A 19,482-nucleotide genomic window follows, 5' to 3' on the forward strand; every position below is an offset into this window, starting at 1 on the left:
TTTAAAAACTACCAAGATAATAATCTTTAATTTATAGTAATAGATTATGCCAATAACTTAATGATTGTTTCATTACTCTAGCAATAAAGCAAAACAATTACAATATCATATATTTATGTTTAAAACTAATTATAATATTTTTTATAAATTTTAAAAAAACCCTTCACAAAACTAATGTAATTAGTTATTATATTAATATAATTAGTTTAGAGGTGATTTATATGAAACTAACTCAGATAGGTATGATTTATCAATTGACTTTCTTTCCACGTGCTTTTCCTGTAAATGTATATATTATAGAAGAAAAAGATAGCCTTACCTTGATAGATACTGGTATTCCAATTAGCTTAAAGGGTATATTAAAAACTGCAGATAAAATAGGTAAGCCTCTTGATCGAATAGTTTTAACTCACGCTCATAGTGATCATATAGGTTCTTTAGAACATCTTAAGAAAGCTTTACCTAATGCTAAAGTATATATTTCTAAAAGAGAAAATCCAATTTTGTTAGGAGATTTGTCACTTAATCCTAATGAACCTCAAGTACCTATTAAAGGTGGGGTCCCTAAAAAAAGTATTATGAGCGCAGATGTATTACTTGAAGAGGGAGATTCTATAGAATCATTAACCTCAATTTATGTTCCTGGTCATACTCCTGGAATGATGGCTTTTTTAGATAGGAGAAGCAATTCACTTATTGTAGGTGATGCCTTTCAACTTAGAGGTGGTATAGCAGTAGCTGGCAAGCTAGTACCTACATTTCCTTTTCCTAGCCTAGCCACATGGGATAAAGAGCTTGCTATACTAAGTGCAGAGAAGCTACTACAGTATGAACCGACTTTATTAGCCACTGGACATGGATCAATGCTTAAAAATCCTATAGATCCTATGAAAAAAGCCATATCAGATGCTAAAATAGCTTTATACAAATAATGTTGAAGGAGTATAAAAAATGTCACCTAGGGTAAATCTTGATTTAATTACTATTCTAAAAACAGCTGCTGATATAGCCAATACTGAAGGAATTGATGCAGTAACGATGATCGAGTTATCAAAAAGATTAAATGTGAAGTCACCTTCTCTATATAATCATATTAGTGGAATGAGTGAACTTAAAGTTAATTTAGCCATATATGGTATGGAACAGTTATACGAATTACTGGCTAGAGCTACTATTGGCAAATCAAAAGACGATGCTATCCGTAGTTTATCAGCAGCTTATGTTTCTTTTGTAAGACAAAATCCTGGCCTATATAATGCAATAATCTTTGCTCCTGATACTGATAGTGATAAGTTTAAAATTGCAGCAGATAAGATTGTAGACTTACTGTTATTAGTCCTAAATTCATATAATTTAGAAAGAGATGATCAAATTCATATAGTGAGGGGTCTAAGAAGTATGCTTCATGGCTTTGCTTCATTGGAACAAACCAGTGGCTTTGCAATGCCATTTAATGTAGATGATAGTCTAGCTATAATGGTTGATATATTTATTACAGGCATACACTCTATCAAAAATAGAAAATAACTTAATAAGGTTTTTGTGTTTAAATAAGTTCATTAATACATCTGTTCCAACGGATTAATTAGTGTTTTTTGCAAACCATAATTAGCATTGCATGCTATGTTTGTGCAATGCTAATTGTATTAATTTATGTACTGTAATTGTCTTTTACATCATCAAGCTCATCATAAGTGTATTGTAATAAACACCATTTATATAGTTATCAGCTTTCAGTACGCCTTCTACTTCAAATCCAAATTTTTTATACAACTCTATTGCCTTTATATTATCTTCTCTAGTTACAAGGGATATCTTTTTAGTAATTTTATTTGCTTTTGCCCACTGAATAAGATAATCTATCATTTTATTACCTATTCCTAAACCACAAAAACTATTAGCTACAACTATTCCTAAAACTCCTACATGCTTAGTTCTTGCTTTTTGGTTAGAGTTAATTGATGCTATACCTACAATTTTATCCTTACTGATAGCTAAAAATATAATAGAGTTCTCTTCTTTATGAACCCCTTCAAGATAATTCTCGTAGTCTTTCAAATCTCTTATAAATTCATTTTTCCCAAATGAAAGAAAATCTGTTTCTCCTCCTACAACATTATAAAAATCTATAATAGATTTTGCATCTTCTTTCTTAGCCTCTCTTATAGCAACTTCTTTTCCATCTATTAAATATAGTTTTATCATACTTATACTCCTTGTAATTAGTTGTGCCAATTATGTAATTGAATGTAACTATATTAAATCTTTATTTACATTAACTTTAAACACATAAATAATTATATCTTAATGCTTTAAATAATTAAATCCAAAGGTGATTTTAAATTTTAATTCACCTCTATTTTTTCATTACATACTATATAACGTTATATGATTATAGAGGAGGAGTAATTTGATATATTTTTATCCTAGTGATGATGAATGGTCTGAATACTTAAATGAAAATAATTTTAATTATACTGGTTACTGGCCTACTGAATGTACAAGAGCTAGTTCAGCAAATGAAACAATCATTGATAGGTGGAATACAATCCCTATACCTCCACCCCCAGAATTAACACCAGTATATATTACCGCAAAAACTACAGCTCTATTGATACTAGATATGGAAACCACAATATGTAAAGACCCAAGATGCATAAGTTCAATCTCTAAGATTGATACTTTATTAACTAGAGCTCGTAGAAGTAGAATGCTAGTTGTTTATAGCCTTACCCCTACAGGTAACTTACTGAATATTGCTAACCAAATAATTCCTTTACCAGGTGACCCTATTGTACAATCTAGCGTAGATAAGTTTTATAAAACTACTTTAGAGAGAATGTTACACGAAGAAGGCATAAAAACTGTCATTGTTACAGGCTATGCAGCAAATGGTGCCGTACTTCATACAGCCACTAGTGCCGCTTTCAGAGGATATAATGTTATTGTTCCAGTTGACTGTACGTCAGCCAACAATCCTTACGCAGAACAATACACCGCTTGGCACATGCTTAATAGTCCTGGTACTAGGAATAAAGCCATACTAACGAAAGTAGATTTAATGAACTTTTTACCATAAAATCTATAATCAAATTTATTGATGTAAGCCACTTAATACTCATGTATACAGCAAGGTTATTCTTTATGAAAACAGCAAAAAACGTGCTATATTAGTTATTCAGTTTATATATAGCACGTTCATTTAGTTAATCATTATAAACTACTTGTTCAATCCGCAAATGGTCTCCTCTTCATCTTCTAAGCGGTACGAATAAGTAGCTACAACTATATCATCTTTTCTCTTTAAATAATTTATCTTTATTTTTCCTTTATATTAGATTAAAATTATAATTATTATTAAAATTAAATAATAACGAAGAAAAGGATTCACTATAGACATACTACCCTTTTCTAAATCAATACGCTTATAGGAGATGTGAAACTATGTCAAATGAAATTAATTCTTCTAATTTTATAAGAAATATAATAGTAGAAGATCTAGATAGTGGTAAACACGACGAGATAATAACTCGTTTCCCACCAGAACCAAACGGTTACCTACATATAGGCCATGCTAAGTCAATACTTTTAAACTTTGGACTTGCAAGTGAATTCAAAGGAAAAACTCACTTAAGATTTGACGATACAAACCCAGTTAAAGAAGATACTGAGTATGTTGAATCAATAAAAGAAGATGTTAAATGGCTCGGTGGTAACTGGGATGCGCTTTACTTTGCATCTGATTACTTTGATGAAATGTACAACAGAGCTATACTTTTAATAAAAAAAGGAAAAGCTTATGTTTGTGATTTAACAGCTGAACAAGCTAGAGAATACAGAGGATCTTTAACTGAACCAGGTAAAGAAAGTCCTTATAGAAATAGATCTGTTGAAGAGAACTTAGATTTATTTGAAAGAATGAAAAATGGTGAATTTGCTGATGGTGAAAAGGTTCTTAGAGCCAAAATAGACATGTGTTCACCTAATATAAATATGAGAGATCCTATTATATACAGAATATCTCATTCTACTCACCACAATACTGGTGATAAGTGGTGCATCTATCCTATGTATGACTTTGCTCATCCATTAGAAGATGCTATTGAGCATGTGACTCATTCTATCTGTACTTTAGAGTTTGAAGATCATAGACCACTTTATGATTGGGTTGTAAGCGAATGTGAAATGGACTGTGCTCCAAGACAAATAGAGTTTGCAAGACTAAACATGACTAACACAGTTATGAGTAAGAGAAAGCTTAAGCAATTAGTTGATGAAAAAGTTGTTGATGGCTGGGACGATCCTAGAATGCCAACTATCTCAGGACTAAGAAGAAAAGGCTGTACTCCTGAAGCCTTAAGAAACTTCTGTACTGCTATTGGAGTATCTAAAGCTAATTCTTTAGTTGAATCTCAAATATTAGATTACTTTATAAGAGAAGATTTACAGCTAAAAGCTCCACTTGCAATGGCAGTTCTAAATCCACTTAAGCTTGTAATCACTAACTACCCTGAAGATCAAACAGAAATGCTTGAAATAGAAAACAATGCTAAGGATGAATCACAAGGTACTAGACTTGTTCCATTCTCTAGGGAATTATATATTGAAAAAGAAGACTTTATGGAAAACCCACCAAAGAAGTATTTTAGATTATTTCCAGGAAATGAAGTTAGACTAAAAGGTGCATACTTTGTTAAATGTAATGAAATAATCAAGGATGAAAATGGTGAAGTAATCGAAATTCACTGTACTTACGATGTTGAAACTAAGAGTGGTTCTGGCTTTACTGGAAGAAAAGTTAAAGGAACTATCCATTGGGTAGATGCAAAAACTTGTATTCCTGCAGAATTCAGATTATATGAACCTCTAATATTAGATGATGAAGAAGAAAATGAAGGAAAGCACTTCCTTGAACAAATAAATCCGAGCTCTATGGAAATATTACAAGGCTTTATCGAACCAACTGCTTTTGAAGCTGCTAAACCTCAAGATAAATTCCAAATGGTTAGAAATGGTTTCTTTAATGTTGATTCTAAATATTCTACTTCTGATAAATTAGTATTTAACAGAATAGTGTCTTTAAAATCATCCTTTAAATTAAGTTAATATTTCAAATAAAAAATCTCATTGAAGCGATCTTTTTCAGTGAGATTTTTTGCGCATCTGCCTTTCCGAATGAATATGAGGAAAATATGGCAGGCGACAAATTCTTATTTTTTATTCTTTAAGTCACATTTTGTTTTAAGTTACTACTCATCTTCATCCACAGATATAATTAAGTTATAAATTCCTAAATAATAAAAAATCGCTAAGGATACTAATCCTTAGCGATTTCTATTATATACTTAAAAACTTTTCAAATCTGCTTCTTACCTTTTCTTCACCCATAATTTGCATTATAGTATAAAGATCTGGTGTGTTATTTCTATGAGCTAACGCACTTCTAACTGCACCTGCAACATCAGAAATCATGCCTTTGAATTGATCTGGATTTGCTTTAAATTCTTTTCTATTAGCACAGTATCCAAGTCTTATTCCTATTTCCTTTAAGTCTTCAAACCAAGCTTCTTGACTACCAGCATTGAAGTTAAACTCATCTTTGTAAGTGTTTATTACTTCCTTTGCAGCATCAATTGAAAGCCCCTTTGGAAGTTCTATTTGATTTACTGTTTCTTTATCAAATAATTCATCAAAGAAATAGAATATCTTATCCTGAACTTCATCCCACTTAGCATAGTCTTTTCTTGGCTTTGGACCTTCTTTATCTATATTAAATATTTCTTTTGCCATTGTTTCATTTGACTTAACTAATGCGCACATTTCGTTATCATATTCTTTAGCCCAAGCTATATAGTTTGCATAAACATCATCAGCCTTCATTGCAGCTATACGATCTTTTGATACGTCATTTAATTTAACTAAATCAAATAACGCCCCACTCTTACTCATCTTTTCTAATTGAACCTCAAATTCATGGTAATCAGCCGTTGGATTTTCAGATCTCCATTCTTCAAAAGTTGAATTAACAATGTTAAGTAAGTATTCGATAACTGTAACTGTTGGATATCCCACTTCCTTATAGTAAGAAACAGCTGCTTCTGCATCTTTTCTCTTTGAAAGCTTTCTCTTTGATCCACCATCTTGTTTCATTATTGTAGGAATATGAGCATATCTAGGTGCTTCAAAACCTAATACTTCAAATAACTGAACATGTATAGGAAGCGAAGATAACCATTCTTCTCCTCTTATAACATCTGTAGTTCTCATTAAGAAGTCGTCTATTGCATGAGCAAAGTGATAAGTTGGAAGTCCATCTCCCTTTATAAGTACAACATCTTGATTGTTTTCAGGGAAAGATATATCTCCTTTTATAAGATCATGAAAATCAACTCTTTTTTCTGGATTTCCTGGAGACTTCAGTCTTATTATATATTGCTCTCCTCTTTCAATTCTCTCTAAAGCTTCCTCTTCAGTGATATTTCTAAACTTTGCATATTCTCCATAGTAACCTGGAGTTATTTTATTAGCTATTTGTTTTTCTCTTAGCTCTGCTAACTCTTCTGGAGTGCAGAAATCTGGGTAAGCTAATCCTTTTATTAGTAAGTCTTTTGCAAAAGTGTTATAGATATCAGCTCTTTGACTTTGTCTATATGGACCATATTCACCTTTAGAAGTTTCTTGTCCTGTCATACCTTCATTAAAATCTAGTCCAAAATGATGCATAGTTGCTATAGTATCATCTATTGCCCCTGGAACTTCTCTCTTTTGATCGGTATCTTCAATTCTTAAATAAAATACGCCTTCACTTTGACTGGCTAATCTTTCATTGATTAACGCAGCAAACACTCCCCCTATATGTTGAAAGCCTGTTGGGCTTGGTGCATATCTTACTACCTTTGCACCTTCTTTAAGATTTCTTTTTGGATATTTTTCCATATAATATTCTATAGAGCATTCAACCTTTGGGAATATTTTCTCTGCTAATTTTTCAAAACTCATCAAACACATCTCCTTTTTATCTATGGCCATATTTAATATTTTTATATAAAAATAAAAACCTTTCATCCTAAAAATACTTAGGACGAAAGGCTATCTTCCGCGTTACCACCTAAATTGATTAATTTCTTAATCCACTTATTTATCTTTAAGGGAATAACCCCATAAATATACTACGTTTATAAACTTTCTATCTATCGCTCCAAAGCTTCCTTCAATAGCTTTAACTTCTAGGATTACACCCTCCCTAGATCTCTTCAAATTAAGAATCTATTTACTCTTCTTTATCAACACGTTTATTAAGTTTTCATATCTAAATTTATTATTTAAAAAATACAAATCAATTATACATTTTGGAAATAATAATGTAAAGACATTTTCTTATCATAAGATAAAGTAATTTCCATAATTAATGTTTATAGCTATAACTTAATCATGAAATTATATACTATAAAGCATTAAGCCTTTTTTTTATTTTTTCTAAAATAATTGCTCTTGTTATCTTTCCTATTAGTATCATTTTTTCTTGTATTTCTATTTTTCTCTGCACCTTTATTCTTCAATATATCAGAACTTTTAATGCTTACCTCTAAGTTATTAGCTGTATATGGATGTTCTTTAATAACTGTTATTGATTTTGATATAGTTTTTTCAATATGTTTAAGTAAATCTTTTTCTTCCTCATCACAAAAAGAAATTGCCATACCTTCTGCTCCAGCTCTTCCAGTACGTCCAATTCTATGCACATAGGTTTCTGGTACTTCAGGCAAATCAAAATTTATTACATGTGATAACTTTTCCACATCAATCCCTCTTGCAGCTATATCTGTTGCAACTAAAACTCTTATTTTCTTTTCTTTAAAATTACTTAACGCAAGCTGCCTTGAGTTTTGTGATTTATTACCATGAATTGCCTGAGCCTGTATTCCTGCTTTAACAAGATCACCTGCTATTTTATTAGCATTATGCTTGGTTCTAGAAAATACAAGAACAGATTCAATTGATTTATCTTTTAACAGATGCGTAAGCAAGTGTCTCTTATTTCTCTTTTCAACCAAATATACTGACTGCCTAATAGTATCTATAGTAGATGAAACTGGGGTTACCTCTACCTTTATTGGATTTAAAAGAATAGACTCTATAAGCTTTGAGATTTCCTTAGGCATAGTCGCAGAAAACAACATTGTCTGCCTATTTTTAGGAAGCTTTGCTATAATTCTTTTTACATCATGACCTAGTCCCATATCAAGCATTCTATCTGCCTCATCGAGCACTAAAAACTCTATATGCTGTAGATTTATATACTTTTGTTGTACTAAATCCAGCAACCTTCCTGGAGTTGCAACCAAAACATCTATTCCTGCCTTTAACCTCTCTACCTGAGCCTTTTGTGAAACTCCACCAAAAATAGCAGTATTCTTTATTCCTGTATACTTTCCATATGCCGAAAAACTTTCTTCAATCTGGATAGCTAGTTCTCTTGTTGGAGCCAACACTAAAGCTTTAATATTTATATTTTTTCTTTCAGTTTCTTTCTTTTTATGAAGAAGTTGCAATATAGGTATAGCAAATGCTGCTGTTTTTCCTGTACCTGTCTGTGCAAATCCTTCTAAATCTTTTCCTTCAAGGATAACTGGTATAGCTTGCTCCTGTATTGGCGTAGCTGTAGTATATCCTTCATCCTTTATTGCTTTTAAAATTGGTTCAATAATTTTCAATTCTTCAAAAAACATTTTTCTCCTTATTGGTACCTAACAATTTAGCACCTTTAAATCTTATATAGTATTAAAAATTATATAAGGATGTACCACTTCATTTTAGAATTTATATTTTCAAATTCTCCTCTCATAACCTAAAGGAGTTTTGAAAATAGTTTTCAGATTGAATAGGTACATCTTTATAAATAACTAAAAACCCCTTAAATAGAATACCTATTTAAGGGGTAAAAAATCTACTAATTAAAGAATAGTAACATTTTCTGCTTGAGGTCCTTTAGGTCCCTTAGCTACATCAAAAGAAACTTCTTGGTTTTCTTCTAATGTCTTATATCCATCTGTCTTTATTTGAGAAAAATGTACGAATACATCCTTTCCATCTTCTCCTGTAATAAATCCAAATCCCTTTTCTCCGTTAAACCATTTAACTTTACCGTTCATATCATATACCTCCGAAATTTTATTATTCTTAAATTTGTTGTAATAACTAACTAATAAAATCTCGATATCATCATACTCTATTACTAGGTACTAATTGAAATATATTTTGTTGCATTATTTACTATTAATTTAAGTACTTTTTAAGAATAACACAGTTAAATATATAAAGCAAGTTATTTTAATTTACATAATTTAAATCTACAACCTTCTTATTAGCAATGCAATTTATATGCTTCTTTATTTTATTTTCATTTATATATGATATTAATTATATTCTTATATAGCTTGAATCATTTTTCTACTAAAAATATATAGTTACATGTAAATTGATTTTAAATTATAGTAGCCTATACTCTATTTCATTTTGAGCCAAATTAATAAATTTTCTTATAGAATTCTTTTTTACATTTTCATCCTTTAACTGGTTATTGTGAAAATCGCCGCCATCTATGATTTTAGCATTTGGGCAATATTCACTAAATTTAGTGTGAAAATTTCCAAAATCGCCTTTATGTGTGCAAAACGGAATAACAATTTTATTTTGTAGATTATATTCCTTTAAGAATGATGTAATTGGTGGTGTAATAGTATACCACCATATTGGTGACCCAATAAAGATAATATCATATTTTTCAATGTTCTCTATATGCCGCTTTAATTGTGGTGTATGTCCACTTTTTATATGCATTAATCCTAAAGTTGCTGCAGTAGCTACATTGTATGTTTTCTCAAGCTCTATTTCAAAAATGTCACCACTTATAGATTTTTGAATACTTTCAGCAACTTGTCTAGTATTACCTTGAAGGGAATAGTATACAATTAATATTTTCTTATTATCCATCTTGATTCTCCTTTTTTTATAGTATAATTTAGTTATACAAGGATCTTGTTTTATTATAACTGTTCTAAATGATAAAAATTTACTTAGTTTATATTCATACCTTAAGCTTTTCAATTACAGCTTTATTAGGCTTTGGATAATGTCCAAACTTATTGTACCCATTTGTGTAAATTGCTTTTGTTGGACATAAATTGTAGCATGCAAAGCAACCATGACATTTAGCTTCATCAAATATTGGAAAATCATTCATTTTAATAACCTTATATGGGCATGTGTTAACACATTTTTTGCACTGGATACATAATGTGCTATCCACTTTCTTATCCCCCATAATCTTTCTCATCATTAATGCAGTTCCAAGTTTACTAAGCACAATATATTTAGTTTTTACTAATACCTTTTTCTCATTCACTACTTCTCTATTTCTTATTTTTAAACATATTCTTGATAGTTCATCTATGAAGATATTAAATTCATCCATCTGCTGTTTAGTTGGATTATTTATATGTCCATGATCATGCTTCATAACTGGAGGATAGTTTTCAGGAGTGTTTAACCCATGATCAAGTACTACCTTAAAACCCTTTTTTGTTATCTTCTCGGCTAAAATTTTTGTTGCTGCTCCGTTGTCTTTTCCATAGGTACTAAAGACAAAAGCTGGTTTATTAATACTTTCCATACCATCAATATACGCTTTTACAAACTCAGCAATTGAATATTCATCTGCATAAGTAGCAAAACCTATAATATTATACTCATCTAAATTTGGGTAACCATTTCTCATATTTATAAGATCAAACTCTACATCTTGAATCTTACTAATTATATACTCACAAGCTAATTTAGTATTTCCAGTCAGCGAAAAATATAAAATCGCACCCTTCATAATCATTATTCCTTCCTCAACAAATTAATATATACCTAAGCCTTTTGGATTGTTTGTTCCAACTTTATTTTAATACTATATCTATTTTCTCCTATTGTCAATGAGTAAATTGACTAAAAGCGCTTTTTTTAGTTATAATATAGAATATATAATCCACGGTGGTGATAAAAAATGAGTAAAAGATCAGATATATTAGATGCTACTCTTCAACTGATTGTAGAGGAAAGTATCCAATCAGTTACTTTAGCGAAGATTTTAAAAAAAGCAGATGTTGGTTCTGGAACTTTATATAATTATTTTTCCAGTAAAGATGACTTAATAAGCGCCTTATACCAGGATATACTTTTAAAAATGGATGCTGTCATCTTATCAAATTATGATCAATCTGAAGGAATAAAGATACGGTTTGATAAATTAGTTTCTGGTTTATTAGAATATACATTTCAATACTTTGATGAACTTAATTTTGCTGAGCAATACGCATATTTGCTACATAAAACTAAATGTCATAATGATACTTCAATAAATAATGCTTTCATTAACATTGTATATAACTTAATTATTGAAGGTCAAAATCAAAGAATTATTAAAAATATAGATACTTCTTTGGTTGCCCAAATTATATCAGGTATAATTACCTCAGTTGTAAAAGGCCACAAGGGCGGTAAATTGCAACTTGATGAAGCTAAAAAACATGAAGTTCTTAATGCTTGCTGGCATTCTATAAGAGCCTAAATAATAATTGCTATAAACTAAAAAAACTCTCACAAATCCAGTGAGAGTTTTTTAAAATTACGAAATTTTCATTTAAAGACACTTTATATTTTTAATATAACATTTATTTATATTCAGTGATCAATCTTCAGACTTAGAACGTTCAATCCAAAATATTCTGATTTAATTCATAACTAACATTACTTACAATCATCTGATCCCTTTCTTCTACATTCCTCCAAGTGATATGGATAGGTTGAAACCACTATATTATGATTTCTAAGCAAGGTTTCTCTAAGAATTAAACTTGTATGATTATGTAAAACTTCTCCCCTCTTTTCATGACTGATGAATTCCGGTAATATTACTGTTATCTTTTCATCTTCACCAGCAGCATCTGCTATCAATTGTATATTATCAATCAAAGGATTTATTATTGCTCTATATGGTGAATATTTAGATACAAGTATTATATCTGTGTTCAACTCATCCCATCTCTGTTTTAATTTATCAATTGCCTCCTGATCTGGCGACACATTTAGAGCAATGACATTCTCACTTAAACTCTGAGCATATTGAAGTGTACTTATAGATGCTTTATTTAAACTAGCTATAGGAACTACTACAATATGAGTATATTTTTTCTTCATATTTATGTCTTTTAGGTTTACAGTACTTATACTTAAACCTTTAGCTACTTTATCATAGTGAGCTTTAATTCTTAATTGTCCTAAAATTATAATTGGAATTAGTATTACAACTATAAAAGCTCCTTGGCTGAACTTTTCAATCAAAATTACTATTCCTGTTATTAAAGTTAACACAGTTCCTATTCCATTTATAATAGCACCTTTTTTCCAACCTTCTTCTTTTTCTTTTATCCAATGATTAACCATACCAAATTGACCTAAAGTAAAAGAAGTAAACACTCCCAATGCATATAAAGGAATCAACCTATGAGTATCGGCTCTAAATATAATAACCAAAATACATGCAATAAAAGATAACCCTACGATTCCAAATGTAAACCCAAGGCGCTTTCCTCTAACAGTAAATTGTCTTGGTGCATAGCCGTCCTTAGCAACTATATACATCAGCATTGGAAATCCAGTAAAAGCTGTATTACATGCCATAAGTAGTATTATAGCTGTACTGAATTGTATTATATAGAACATAAAACCATTGCTAAAAATCCCTGAAGCTATTTGTGAGATAACTGTAGGTCCATCTGTAATTGGTACTGCTGTATAAAATATTGCAAGTACTGATGTACCTCCAAATATGAAAAATATCATGAATGCCAATAATATCATAACGATTTTTGCATTTCTTTGACTTGGCTCTTTAAAGTTGGGAACAGAATTACTTACTGCCTCTAATCCCGTTAAAGCGGAACATCCAGAAGCAAAAGCTCTTAATATCAAAAATAAGGATAAGCTTTGTGTAGCTTTTGTAGGTACCGAATACATAGGCGCTGGATGGATATTTAGTACAAAATATTTAAATAATCCATAAATTATCATAAATATCATACTAACTATAAATATATAACTAGGAATTGCAAATATCTTTGAAGATTCACTTATGCCTCTTAAATTTAAAATAGTTAAAATTACAATTATCACCACAACTATTAAAACTTTATATTGCATTAAGCTACTAAACGCTGAGGCAATAGCATCTGCTCCTGCACTAGCACTAACTGCTACTGTAAGTATATAATCTATTATTAATCCTGCACCTGCAGTTAAACCAGCCTTATCACTCAAGTTTTCCTTCGCTACCTTATATGCCCCTCCACCTTGAGGATATGCTTTAATAATCTGTATGTATGAAATTGTAAGGATTAGGAGTAGACCAATAATCATAAATGAAGTCCATGTTAGCCATTGATATGCTGATGCACCTAATACTATTAAAACAAAAAGAATTTCCTGTGCCGCATATGCTACAGAAGATACCGCATCACTTGCCATAATTGCAAGACCAAAAGGTACATTATATTTCTCATGCTTACCTTGCTCACTACGCAGTGGTTCTCCAAGTAACACATCTGAAAATTTTCTATTCATCGTTTTGCCCCCTATACTATGTTGTAAAAAATATCTTTTTTAAAATAATAAATGAATCTGATATTGTACCTTAATTATTAGAACTTTTTATTAATTATACTTTCTCTCATTTTTCTAAAAATGATACATCATCTTATAACTAATGTTTTTGTGTTAATATTACAGTCCATTATATTCCAATATATTGAATTTTTTTACCATTAACTTTAATATAATTCATGTTTTCTAGAAATATATTTAAAAACTAATTACAAAAAGCATGCAGTATCTAAGAAAAATGACGAAAATATATAATAGTGGCTGAATATTTATTCACTGGATATTTTATTAATTAAATAAGGAGGTGTATTTATCGTGAAAAAATATTTTAAATCTAATTTTTTCAAGCTTGCTTTGTTTTCACTACTATTTGTAGTAATGGTAACATTGAAAGCATACGGTTCTGTAGATTCTGCCGGAACTCTTTCAGACTTACAGACAAAGATTTCTTCAGCCATGCACTCTAGACTGACTACATACAGCATAAGTTATTCTGGAACTACTTCAACACTTGGCAATGATATTTCTAATGCGATAAACAGTATTTATAACGGGGATGATTATTTGCATTACACTAGTAAAGGTTATTCCTACTCTTATACTGTTAGTGGTGGAGTTGCTACCATCAATTTTACTTTTAATTATTGGAATACAGCAGCTCAAGACAGCTATGTAAGTACCAAAGTAAATGACGTATTAAGCCAGATAATAACTTCAGGAATGAATGATTTTGAGAAAGAAAAAGCTATTCATGATTGGATAGAAAAGAATGTGGCTTATGATACCACATTAGTAAAGCATTCAGACTATGATGCTGTTGCATCGCCGTATAAAACTGTGTGTCAAGGGTACGCACTGCTTTCTTACAAGATGTTAAACCAAGCTGGCATCCAAACTAAAATTGTAGAAGGAACAGCCGGCGGACAAGCTCATGCTTGGAATTTGGTTTACCTTGATGGTGCCTGGTACCACTTTGATTCAACTTGGGATGATCCTCTTCCAGATGTAGCTGGTAGAGTAACTTATGATTATTATAATCTTACTGATACTCAGATTAAACTTAATCATACTTGGGTAAAAACTTACCCTACAGCTAACACTGATTTTGCCACTACTTTAAATGCAAAACTTGTAAGTGATTCTTCAAATTCTTCTGTGTACCAAGGTTTAATTGATGCTTTAAATCTTAGTTTATTAACACCTGCATATACTGTAAATGACGCCACTGAATTAAATGCTAAGATTCAGGACGCTATTAAAAATAATCAAACTAAAATAACAGTAAGATATATGAAAGGTTCTACTCTAGCAGCTGATATATCTACTGCAGTTAGAGGAATTTCTAATATAACAGCTTATTCTTATTCAAGTGGTGATTATAACAGAAGCAGTATAACAGGAGATGTAGTATTAAATTTATCATTTACTTATTTCAATCCTGTTAGCGTAAGTTCTGTAGCTTTATCTAGTAGTGACTTAACCTTAGCTGCTGGTGCTACAAGCACACTTACTGCTACAATTCTTCCTAGCAACGCTAGCAATAAAACAATTATTTGGTCTACAAGTAATTCTGCTGTTGCTACAGTTACAGGAGGCGTAGTTAAAGCTGTTGGAGGTGGAACAGCTGTTATTACAGCAAAAACATCTGATGGAAGCTTCACTGCTACTTGTAATATAAAAGTTATCCAAGGAGTATCCACTATCACCCTTACTTCATCCTCACCTTACGTTAGAGTAGGCGGCGATGATATTACATTGACAGCTACGGTTAATCCAATTGGAGCTAATGATAAGTCTTTAACTTGGACAAGTAGTAATCCAACTATAGCAACAGTAGATTCTACTGGTAAAGTTCATGCATTAGCATATGGTTCTGCTATTATATCAGCAACTTCAGTACAAGACCCAACTAAAGTTGGAAAGTTCACTGTTATTGTACCTGTGCCAGTAACCGGAGTTACTGTAACTTCTAGTTCTGCTGTTGTTAAAATGGGATCTACTCTAACCTTAGGTACTACTATAGCTCCTACTACTGCTACTATTAAGACAGTTACTTGGTCTAGTAGCAATGAAGCTATAGCTAAGGTAAGTGCTACTGGTGTAGTTACTCCTGTAGCTACTGGTACAGCAACTATCACAGCTAAAACTACTGATGGCGGCTTTATGGCTACTAAGGATTTAACAGTTATCTACGGTGTTACCAGCATAACGCTTGATAAAACCTCAGCTTATGTTAGATTGGGCGAAAGTGATTTAACTTTAGTTCCAACAGTTAACCCAACCAATGCTACTGACAAGTCATTAACTTGGACTAGCAGTAATCCTAACATAGCTGCTGTAGATTCAAACGGAACTGTACATGCTGTTGCCTATGGTACGGTTACTATAACGGCAACTTCAGTACAGGACCCAACTAAGGTAGCAAAATCTACTATCATCGTTCCTATACCAGTAACTGGAGTTACTGTAACTTCTAGTTCTGCTGTTGTTAAAATGGGATCTACTTTAACCTTAGGTACTACTATAGCTCCTACTACTGCTACTATTAAGACAGTTACTTGGTCTAGCAGCAATGAAGCTATAGCTAAGGTAAGTGCTACTGGCGTCGTTACTCCTGTAGCTACTGGTACAGTAACTATCACTGCTAAAACCACTGATGGCGGGTTTACAGCAACAAAGGATTTAACAGTTATATATGGAGTTACCGGTATAACTCTTGATAAAACTTCAGCTTATGTTAGATTGGGCGAAAGTGATTTAACTTTAGTCCCAACAGTTAACCCAACCAATGCTACAAACAAATCATTAACTTGGACTAGCAGTAATCTTAGCATAGCTACTGTAGATTCAGATGGTAAAGTTCATGCTGTTGCTTATGGTACAGTTACTATAACAGCAACTTCAGTACAGGACTCAACTAAAGTAGCTAAATGTACCATTATCGTTCCCGTGCCAGTAACTGGAGTTACTGTAACTTCTAGTTCTGCTGTTGTTAAAATGGGATCTACTTTAACCTTAGGTACTACTATAGCTCCTACTACTGCTACTATTAAGACAGTTACTTGGTCTAGCAGCAATGAAGCTATAGCTAAGGTAAGTGCTACTGGTGTAGTCACTCCTGTAGCTACTGGTACAGTAACTATCACTGCTAAAACCACTGATGGCGGCTTTACGGCTACAAAGGATTTAACAGTTATCTACGGAGTTACTGGTATAACTCTTGATAAAACTTCAGCTTATGTTAGATTAGGCGAAAGTGATTTAACTTTAGTCCCAACAGTTAACCCAACCAATGCTACAAACAAGTCATTAACTTGGACTAGCAGTAATCCTATCATAGCTACTGTAGATTCAGATGGTAAAGTTCATGCTGTTGCTTATGGTACAGTTACTATAACAGCAACTTCAGTACAGGACCCAACTAAGGTAGCAAAATCTACTATCATCGTTCCTATACCAGTAACTGGAGTTACTGTAACTTCTAGTTCTGCTGTTGTTAAAATGGGATCTACTTTAACCTTAGGTACTACTATAGCTCCTACTACTGCTACTATTAAGACAGTTACTTGGTCTAGCAGCAATGAAGCTATAGCTAAGGTAAGTGCTACTGGCGTCGTTACTCCTGTAGCTACTGGTACAGTAACTATCACTGCTAAAACTACTGATGGTAGTTTTACGGCTACAAAGGATTTAACAGTTATCTATGGTGTTACCAGCATAACTCTTGACAAAACTACAGCTACCCTTAAGCTGAGTGGTGCTGATATAACATTAATAGCTACCGTTAATCCAACCAATGCTACAGATAAATCATTAACATGGACAAGTGGTAATGCTAATGTAATTTCAGTAGATTCCTCTGGTAAAGTTCATGCTGTAGGATTAGGTACTGCTACCATCACTGTAGCTTCTGTACAAGACCCTACAAAAGTTGCACGATGCACAATAACAGTAACTAATTAGTTTATAAGAATATAGTAAAAGGCCCACGACAAACATGTCGTGGGTTTTAATTATATTAGTGATTATAGAATTTTATGGTTATATAACTTGCCGTGCTTAAGATTTTTAATACATGCTTAATGAACTTTTACTCTAAATCTTCACCATTTGTTTGTATAACTTTTTTATACCAATAAAAGCTCTTCTTCTTAGAACGTTTCAACGTACCATTACCTTCATTATCTTTATCTACATAGATAAAGCCATATCTCTTCTTCATTTCACCAGTAGATGCACTTACTAAGTCTATACATCCCCATGGAGTATATCCCATAAGTTCTACACCGTCTTCATTAACTGCATCTTCCATTGCTTTGATGTGTGCTCTCAAATAGTCTATACGGTAGTCGTCCTCTACATATCCATTTTCATCTGGATTATCCACAGCACCTAAGCCATTTTCCACAATAAATAGTGGTTTTTGATAACGATCATAAATAGAATTCATAGTTATTCTAAGTCCAAGTGGATCTATCTGCCAGCCCCATTCACTTGCTTTTAGATACGGATTCTTTAAAGTAGCAAATACATTTCCTGCAGTTTCTTTATTAACCTCTGGATCAGCACTTGTAAGTCTTGAAGAATAATAGCTGAAAGAAATAAAATCAACAGTATTATTCTTTAATACTTCAAGGTCTCCTTCTTCCATTTTTAGCTCTATATTATTTTTTTCAAGCATTTTTATTGCATAGTTTGGATACTCTCCACGAGATTGAACATCTATGAAGAAATAGTTTTCTCTATCCTTCTCCATTGATCTCCATACATCTTCAGGAGCACAAGTATTAGCATAAGTATTGCCTGCAGCTAACATACATCCAACCTTAATTTCTGGATTTACTTCATGAGCTATTTTAGTAGCCTTAGCACTTGCAACTAATTGATGATGTGCAGCTTGATATTTTACTGCTTCTACATTTTCCCCTTCTTCAAAAGTTAAACCAGCTCCTATAAATGGAAGATGCAAAAGCATGTTTATTTCATTAAAAGTAAGCCAATACTTAACTTTATTGTTATATCTATTAAATATAACCTCACATAATCTTTCATAATAATCTACCATCTTACGGCTTCTCCATGAACCAATAGTCTTTACTAAGTTCATAGGCACATCAAAGTGAGTTATAGTAACTAATGGCTCAATACCGTATTTCAAGCATTCATCGAATACATCATCATAGAATTTTAAACCTTCTTCATTTGGCTCTACCTCATCTCCGTTAGGGAATATTCTAGACCAAGCTAAAGACATTCTAAAACACTTAAATCCCATTTCTGCAAATAATGCAATATCTTCTTTATAATTATGATAAAAATCAATAGCTTCATGGCTTGGGTAAAAATGCTCTTCATCACACTCATACATCTTCATCTTTCCAAGCATAACTGGGAAACGATCTTTTCCAGCTGGAATTACATCCACTGTAGATAATCCCTTATTTCCTTCTAAATATCCTCCTTCGAATTGGTTCGCAGCAGTAGCTCCTCCCCATAAAAAGCCTTCTGGTAATTTGTTTGTGTTAACTGTCATTTCTATACCTCCAAAAATATTATTAAACTTAAATGAAAAAATCGAGTTTCAAGTTTGTTATACATACACAGATATAATTGAGTTATAACTGGTCTAAAGAATAAAAAACAAAAGAGACCTCAATTAATAAAAAGAGAGAGCTTGTCTCGCTTTGTACTAAATGAAGGTCTCGCCTGATCAACTCAGTTACAATCCTACAACTATTATATGTAAGCGTTTATAATACACTATACTTTAATTATATT

At 31.9% G+C, this 19,482-nt stretch carries 14 protein-coding genes and 1 other annotated feature; of the genes, 6 read left to right on the forward strand and 8 right to left on the reverse strand.

What is annotated here, in order from left to right; all coding sequences use genetic code 11:
* Positions 1-221 precede the first annotated feature (221 nt).
* A complete protein-coding gene (locus J3477_RS14090) occupies positions 222-932 on the forward strand; it encodes an MBL fold metallo-hydrolase (protein ID WP_206870578.1) in 711 nt (236 codons plus the stop codon).
* A 19-nt stretch (positions 933-951) separates the two neighbouring features.
* A complete protein-coding gene (locus J3477_RS14095) occupies positions 952-1,527 on the forward strand; it encodes a TetR/AcrR family transcriptional regulator (protein WP_206870579.1) in 576 nt (191 codons plus the stop codon).
* 144 nt (positions 1,528-1,671) lie between these two features.
* Here J3477_RS14095 and J3477_RS14100 read toward each other — a convergent pair whose 3' ends face one another.
* Complete coding sequence (locus tag J3477_RS14100; protein ID WP_206870580.1) at positions 1,672-2,205, reverse strand: GNAT family N-acetyltransferase; 534 nt, start codon at positions 2,203-2,205, stop codon at positions 1,672-1,674.
* Between the two features lie 205 nt (positions 2,206-2,410).
* On the opposite strand from J3477_RS14100, the gene J3477_RS14105 reads away from it, so the two are divergent.
* Together J3477_RS14105 and J3477_RS14110 are read left to right on the forward strand one after the other, a co-directional pair.
* Positions 2,411-3,079 (forward strand): cysteine hydrolase family protein, encoded by a 669-nt coding sequence (locus J3477_RS14105; protein ID WP_206870581.1) that lies wholly within the window; start codon positions 2,411-2,413, stop codon positions 3,077-3,079.
* Positions 3,080-3,444: 365 nt separating this feature from the next.
* Complete coding sequence (locus J3477_RS14110) at positions 3,445-5,106, forward strand: glutamine--tRNA ligase/YqeY domain fusion protein (protein ID WP_206870582.1); 1,662 nt, start codon at positions 3,445-3,447, stop codon at positions 5,104-5,106.
* A 231-nt stretch (positions 5,107-5,337) separates the two neighbouring features.
* On the opposite strand, the gene gltX is transcribed toward J3477_RS14110, so the two are convergent.
* The 5 genes from gltX to J3477_RS14135 all read right to left on the reverse strand — a co-directional run bounded on the left by gltX (position 5,338) and on the right by J3477_RS14135 (position 10,885).
* On the reverse strand, positions 5,338-6,999 hold the full coding sequence (gene gltX, locus J3477_RS14115; RefSeq protein WP_206870583.1) for a glutamate--tRNA ligase: 1,662 nt from the start codon (positions 6,997-6,999) through the stop codon (positions 5,338-5,340).
* Positions 7,000-7,074: 75 nt separating this feature from the next.
* Positions 7,075-7,296 (reverse strand) — a binding site (T-box leader).
* A gap of 158 nt (positions 7,297-7,454) precedes the next feature.
* Positions 7,455-8,729 carry a DEAD/DEAH box helicase gene (locus J3477_RS14120; protein WP_206870584.1) on the reverse strand — a complete coding sequence of 425 codons (1,275 nt, stop codon included), beginning with the start codon at positions 8,727-8,729 and terminating at the stop codon, positions 7,455-7,457.
* Positions 8,730-8,954: 225 nt separating this feature from the next.
* The gene (locus J3477_RS14125; protein WP_128215213.1) at positions 8,955-9,152 is read right to left on the reverse strand and encodes a cold-shock protein; all 198 of its coding nucleotides are present in this window, start codon (positions 9,150-9,152) and stop codon (positions 8,955-8,957) included.
* 337 nt (positions 9,153-9,489) lie between these two features.
* On the reverse strand, positions 9,490-9,993 hold the full coding sequence (locus J3477_RS14130; RefSeq protein ID WP_206870585.1) for a flavodoxin: 504 nt from the start codon (positions 9,991-9,993) through the stop codon (positions 9,490-9,492).
* 94 nt (positions 9,994-10,087) lie between these two features.
* Positions 10,088-10,885 carry an EFR1 family ferrodoxin gene (locus tag J3477_RS14135; protein ID WP_206870586.1) on the reverse strand — a complete coding sequence of 266 codons (798 nt, stop codon included), beginning with the start codon at positions 10,883-10,885 and terminating at the stop codon, positions 10,088-10,090.
* Between the two features lie 165 nt (positions 10,886-11,050).
* Between J3477_RS14135 and J3477_RS14140 the strand changes: the two genes are divergently transcribed.
* A complete protein-coding gene (locus J3477_RS14140; RefSeq protein ID WP_206870587.1) occupies positions 11,051-11,614 on the forward strand; it encodes a TetR/AcrR family transcriptional regulator in 564 nt (187 codons plus the stop codon).
* A 179-nt stretch (positions 11,615-11,793) separates the two neighbouring features.
* Here the strand turns inward: J3477_RS14140 and J3477_RS14145 are convergent, their stop codons facing one another.
* The gene (locus J3477_RS14145) at positions 11,794-13,665 is read right to left on the reverse strand and encodes an APC family permease (protein WP_206870588.1); all 1,872 of its coding nucleotides are present in this window, start codon (positions 13,663-13,665) and stop codon (positions 11,794-11,796) included.
* Positions 13,666-14,019: 354 nt separating this feature from the next.
* Here J3477_RS14145 and J3477_RS14150 point away from each other — a divergent pair, with 354 nt between their 5' ends.
* Entirely contained in the window at positions 14,020-17,667 is a 3,648-nt protein-coding gene (locus J3477_RS14150; protein ID WP_206870589.1) for an Ig-like domain-containing protein, read from the forward strand.
* Positions 17,668-17,794: 127 nt separating this feature from the next.
* Here J3477_RS14150 and J3477_RS14155 read toward each other — a convergent pair whose 3' ends face one another.
* The gene (locus J3477_RS14155; RefSeq protein ID WP_206870590.1) at positions 17,795-19,237 is read right to left on the reverse strand and encodes a 6-phospho-beta-glucosidase; all 1,443 of its coding nucleotides are present in this window, start codon (positions 19,235-19,237) and stop codon (positions 17,795-17,797) included.
* Between the last annotated feature and the right edge of the window lie 245 nt (positions 19,238-19,482).

The sequence above is a fragment of the Clostridium zeae genome (assembly GCF_017312485.1).
Taxonomy (GTDB): Bacteria; Bacillota; Clostridia; order Clostridiales; family Clostridiaceae; genus Clostridium_AR; species Clostridium_AR zeae.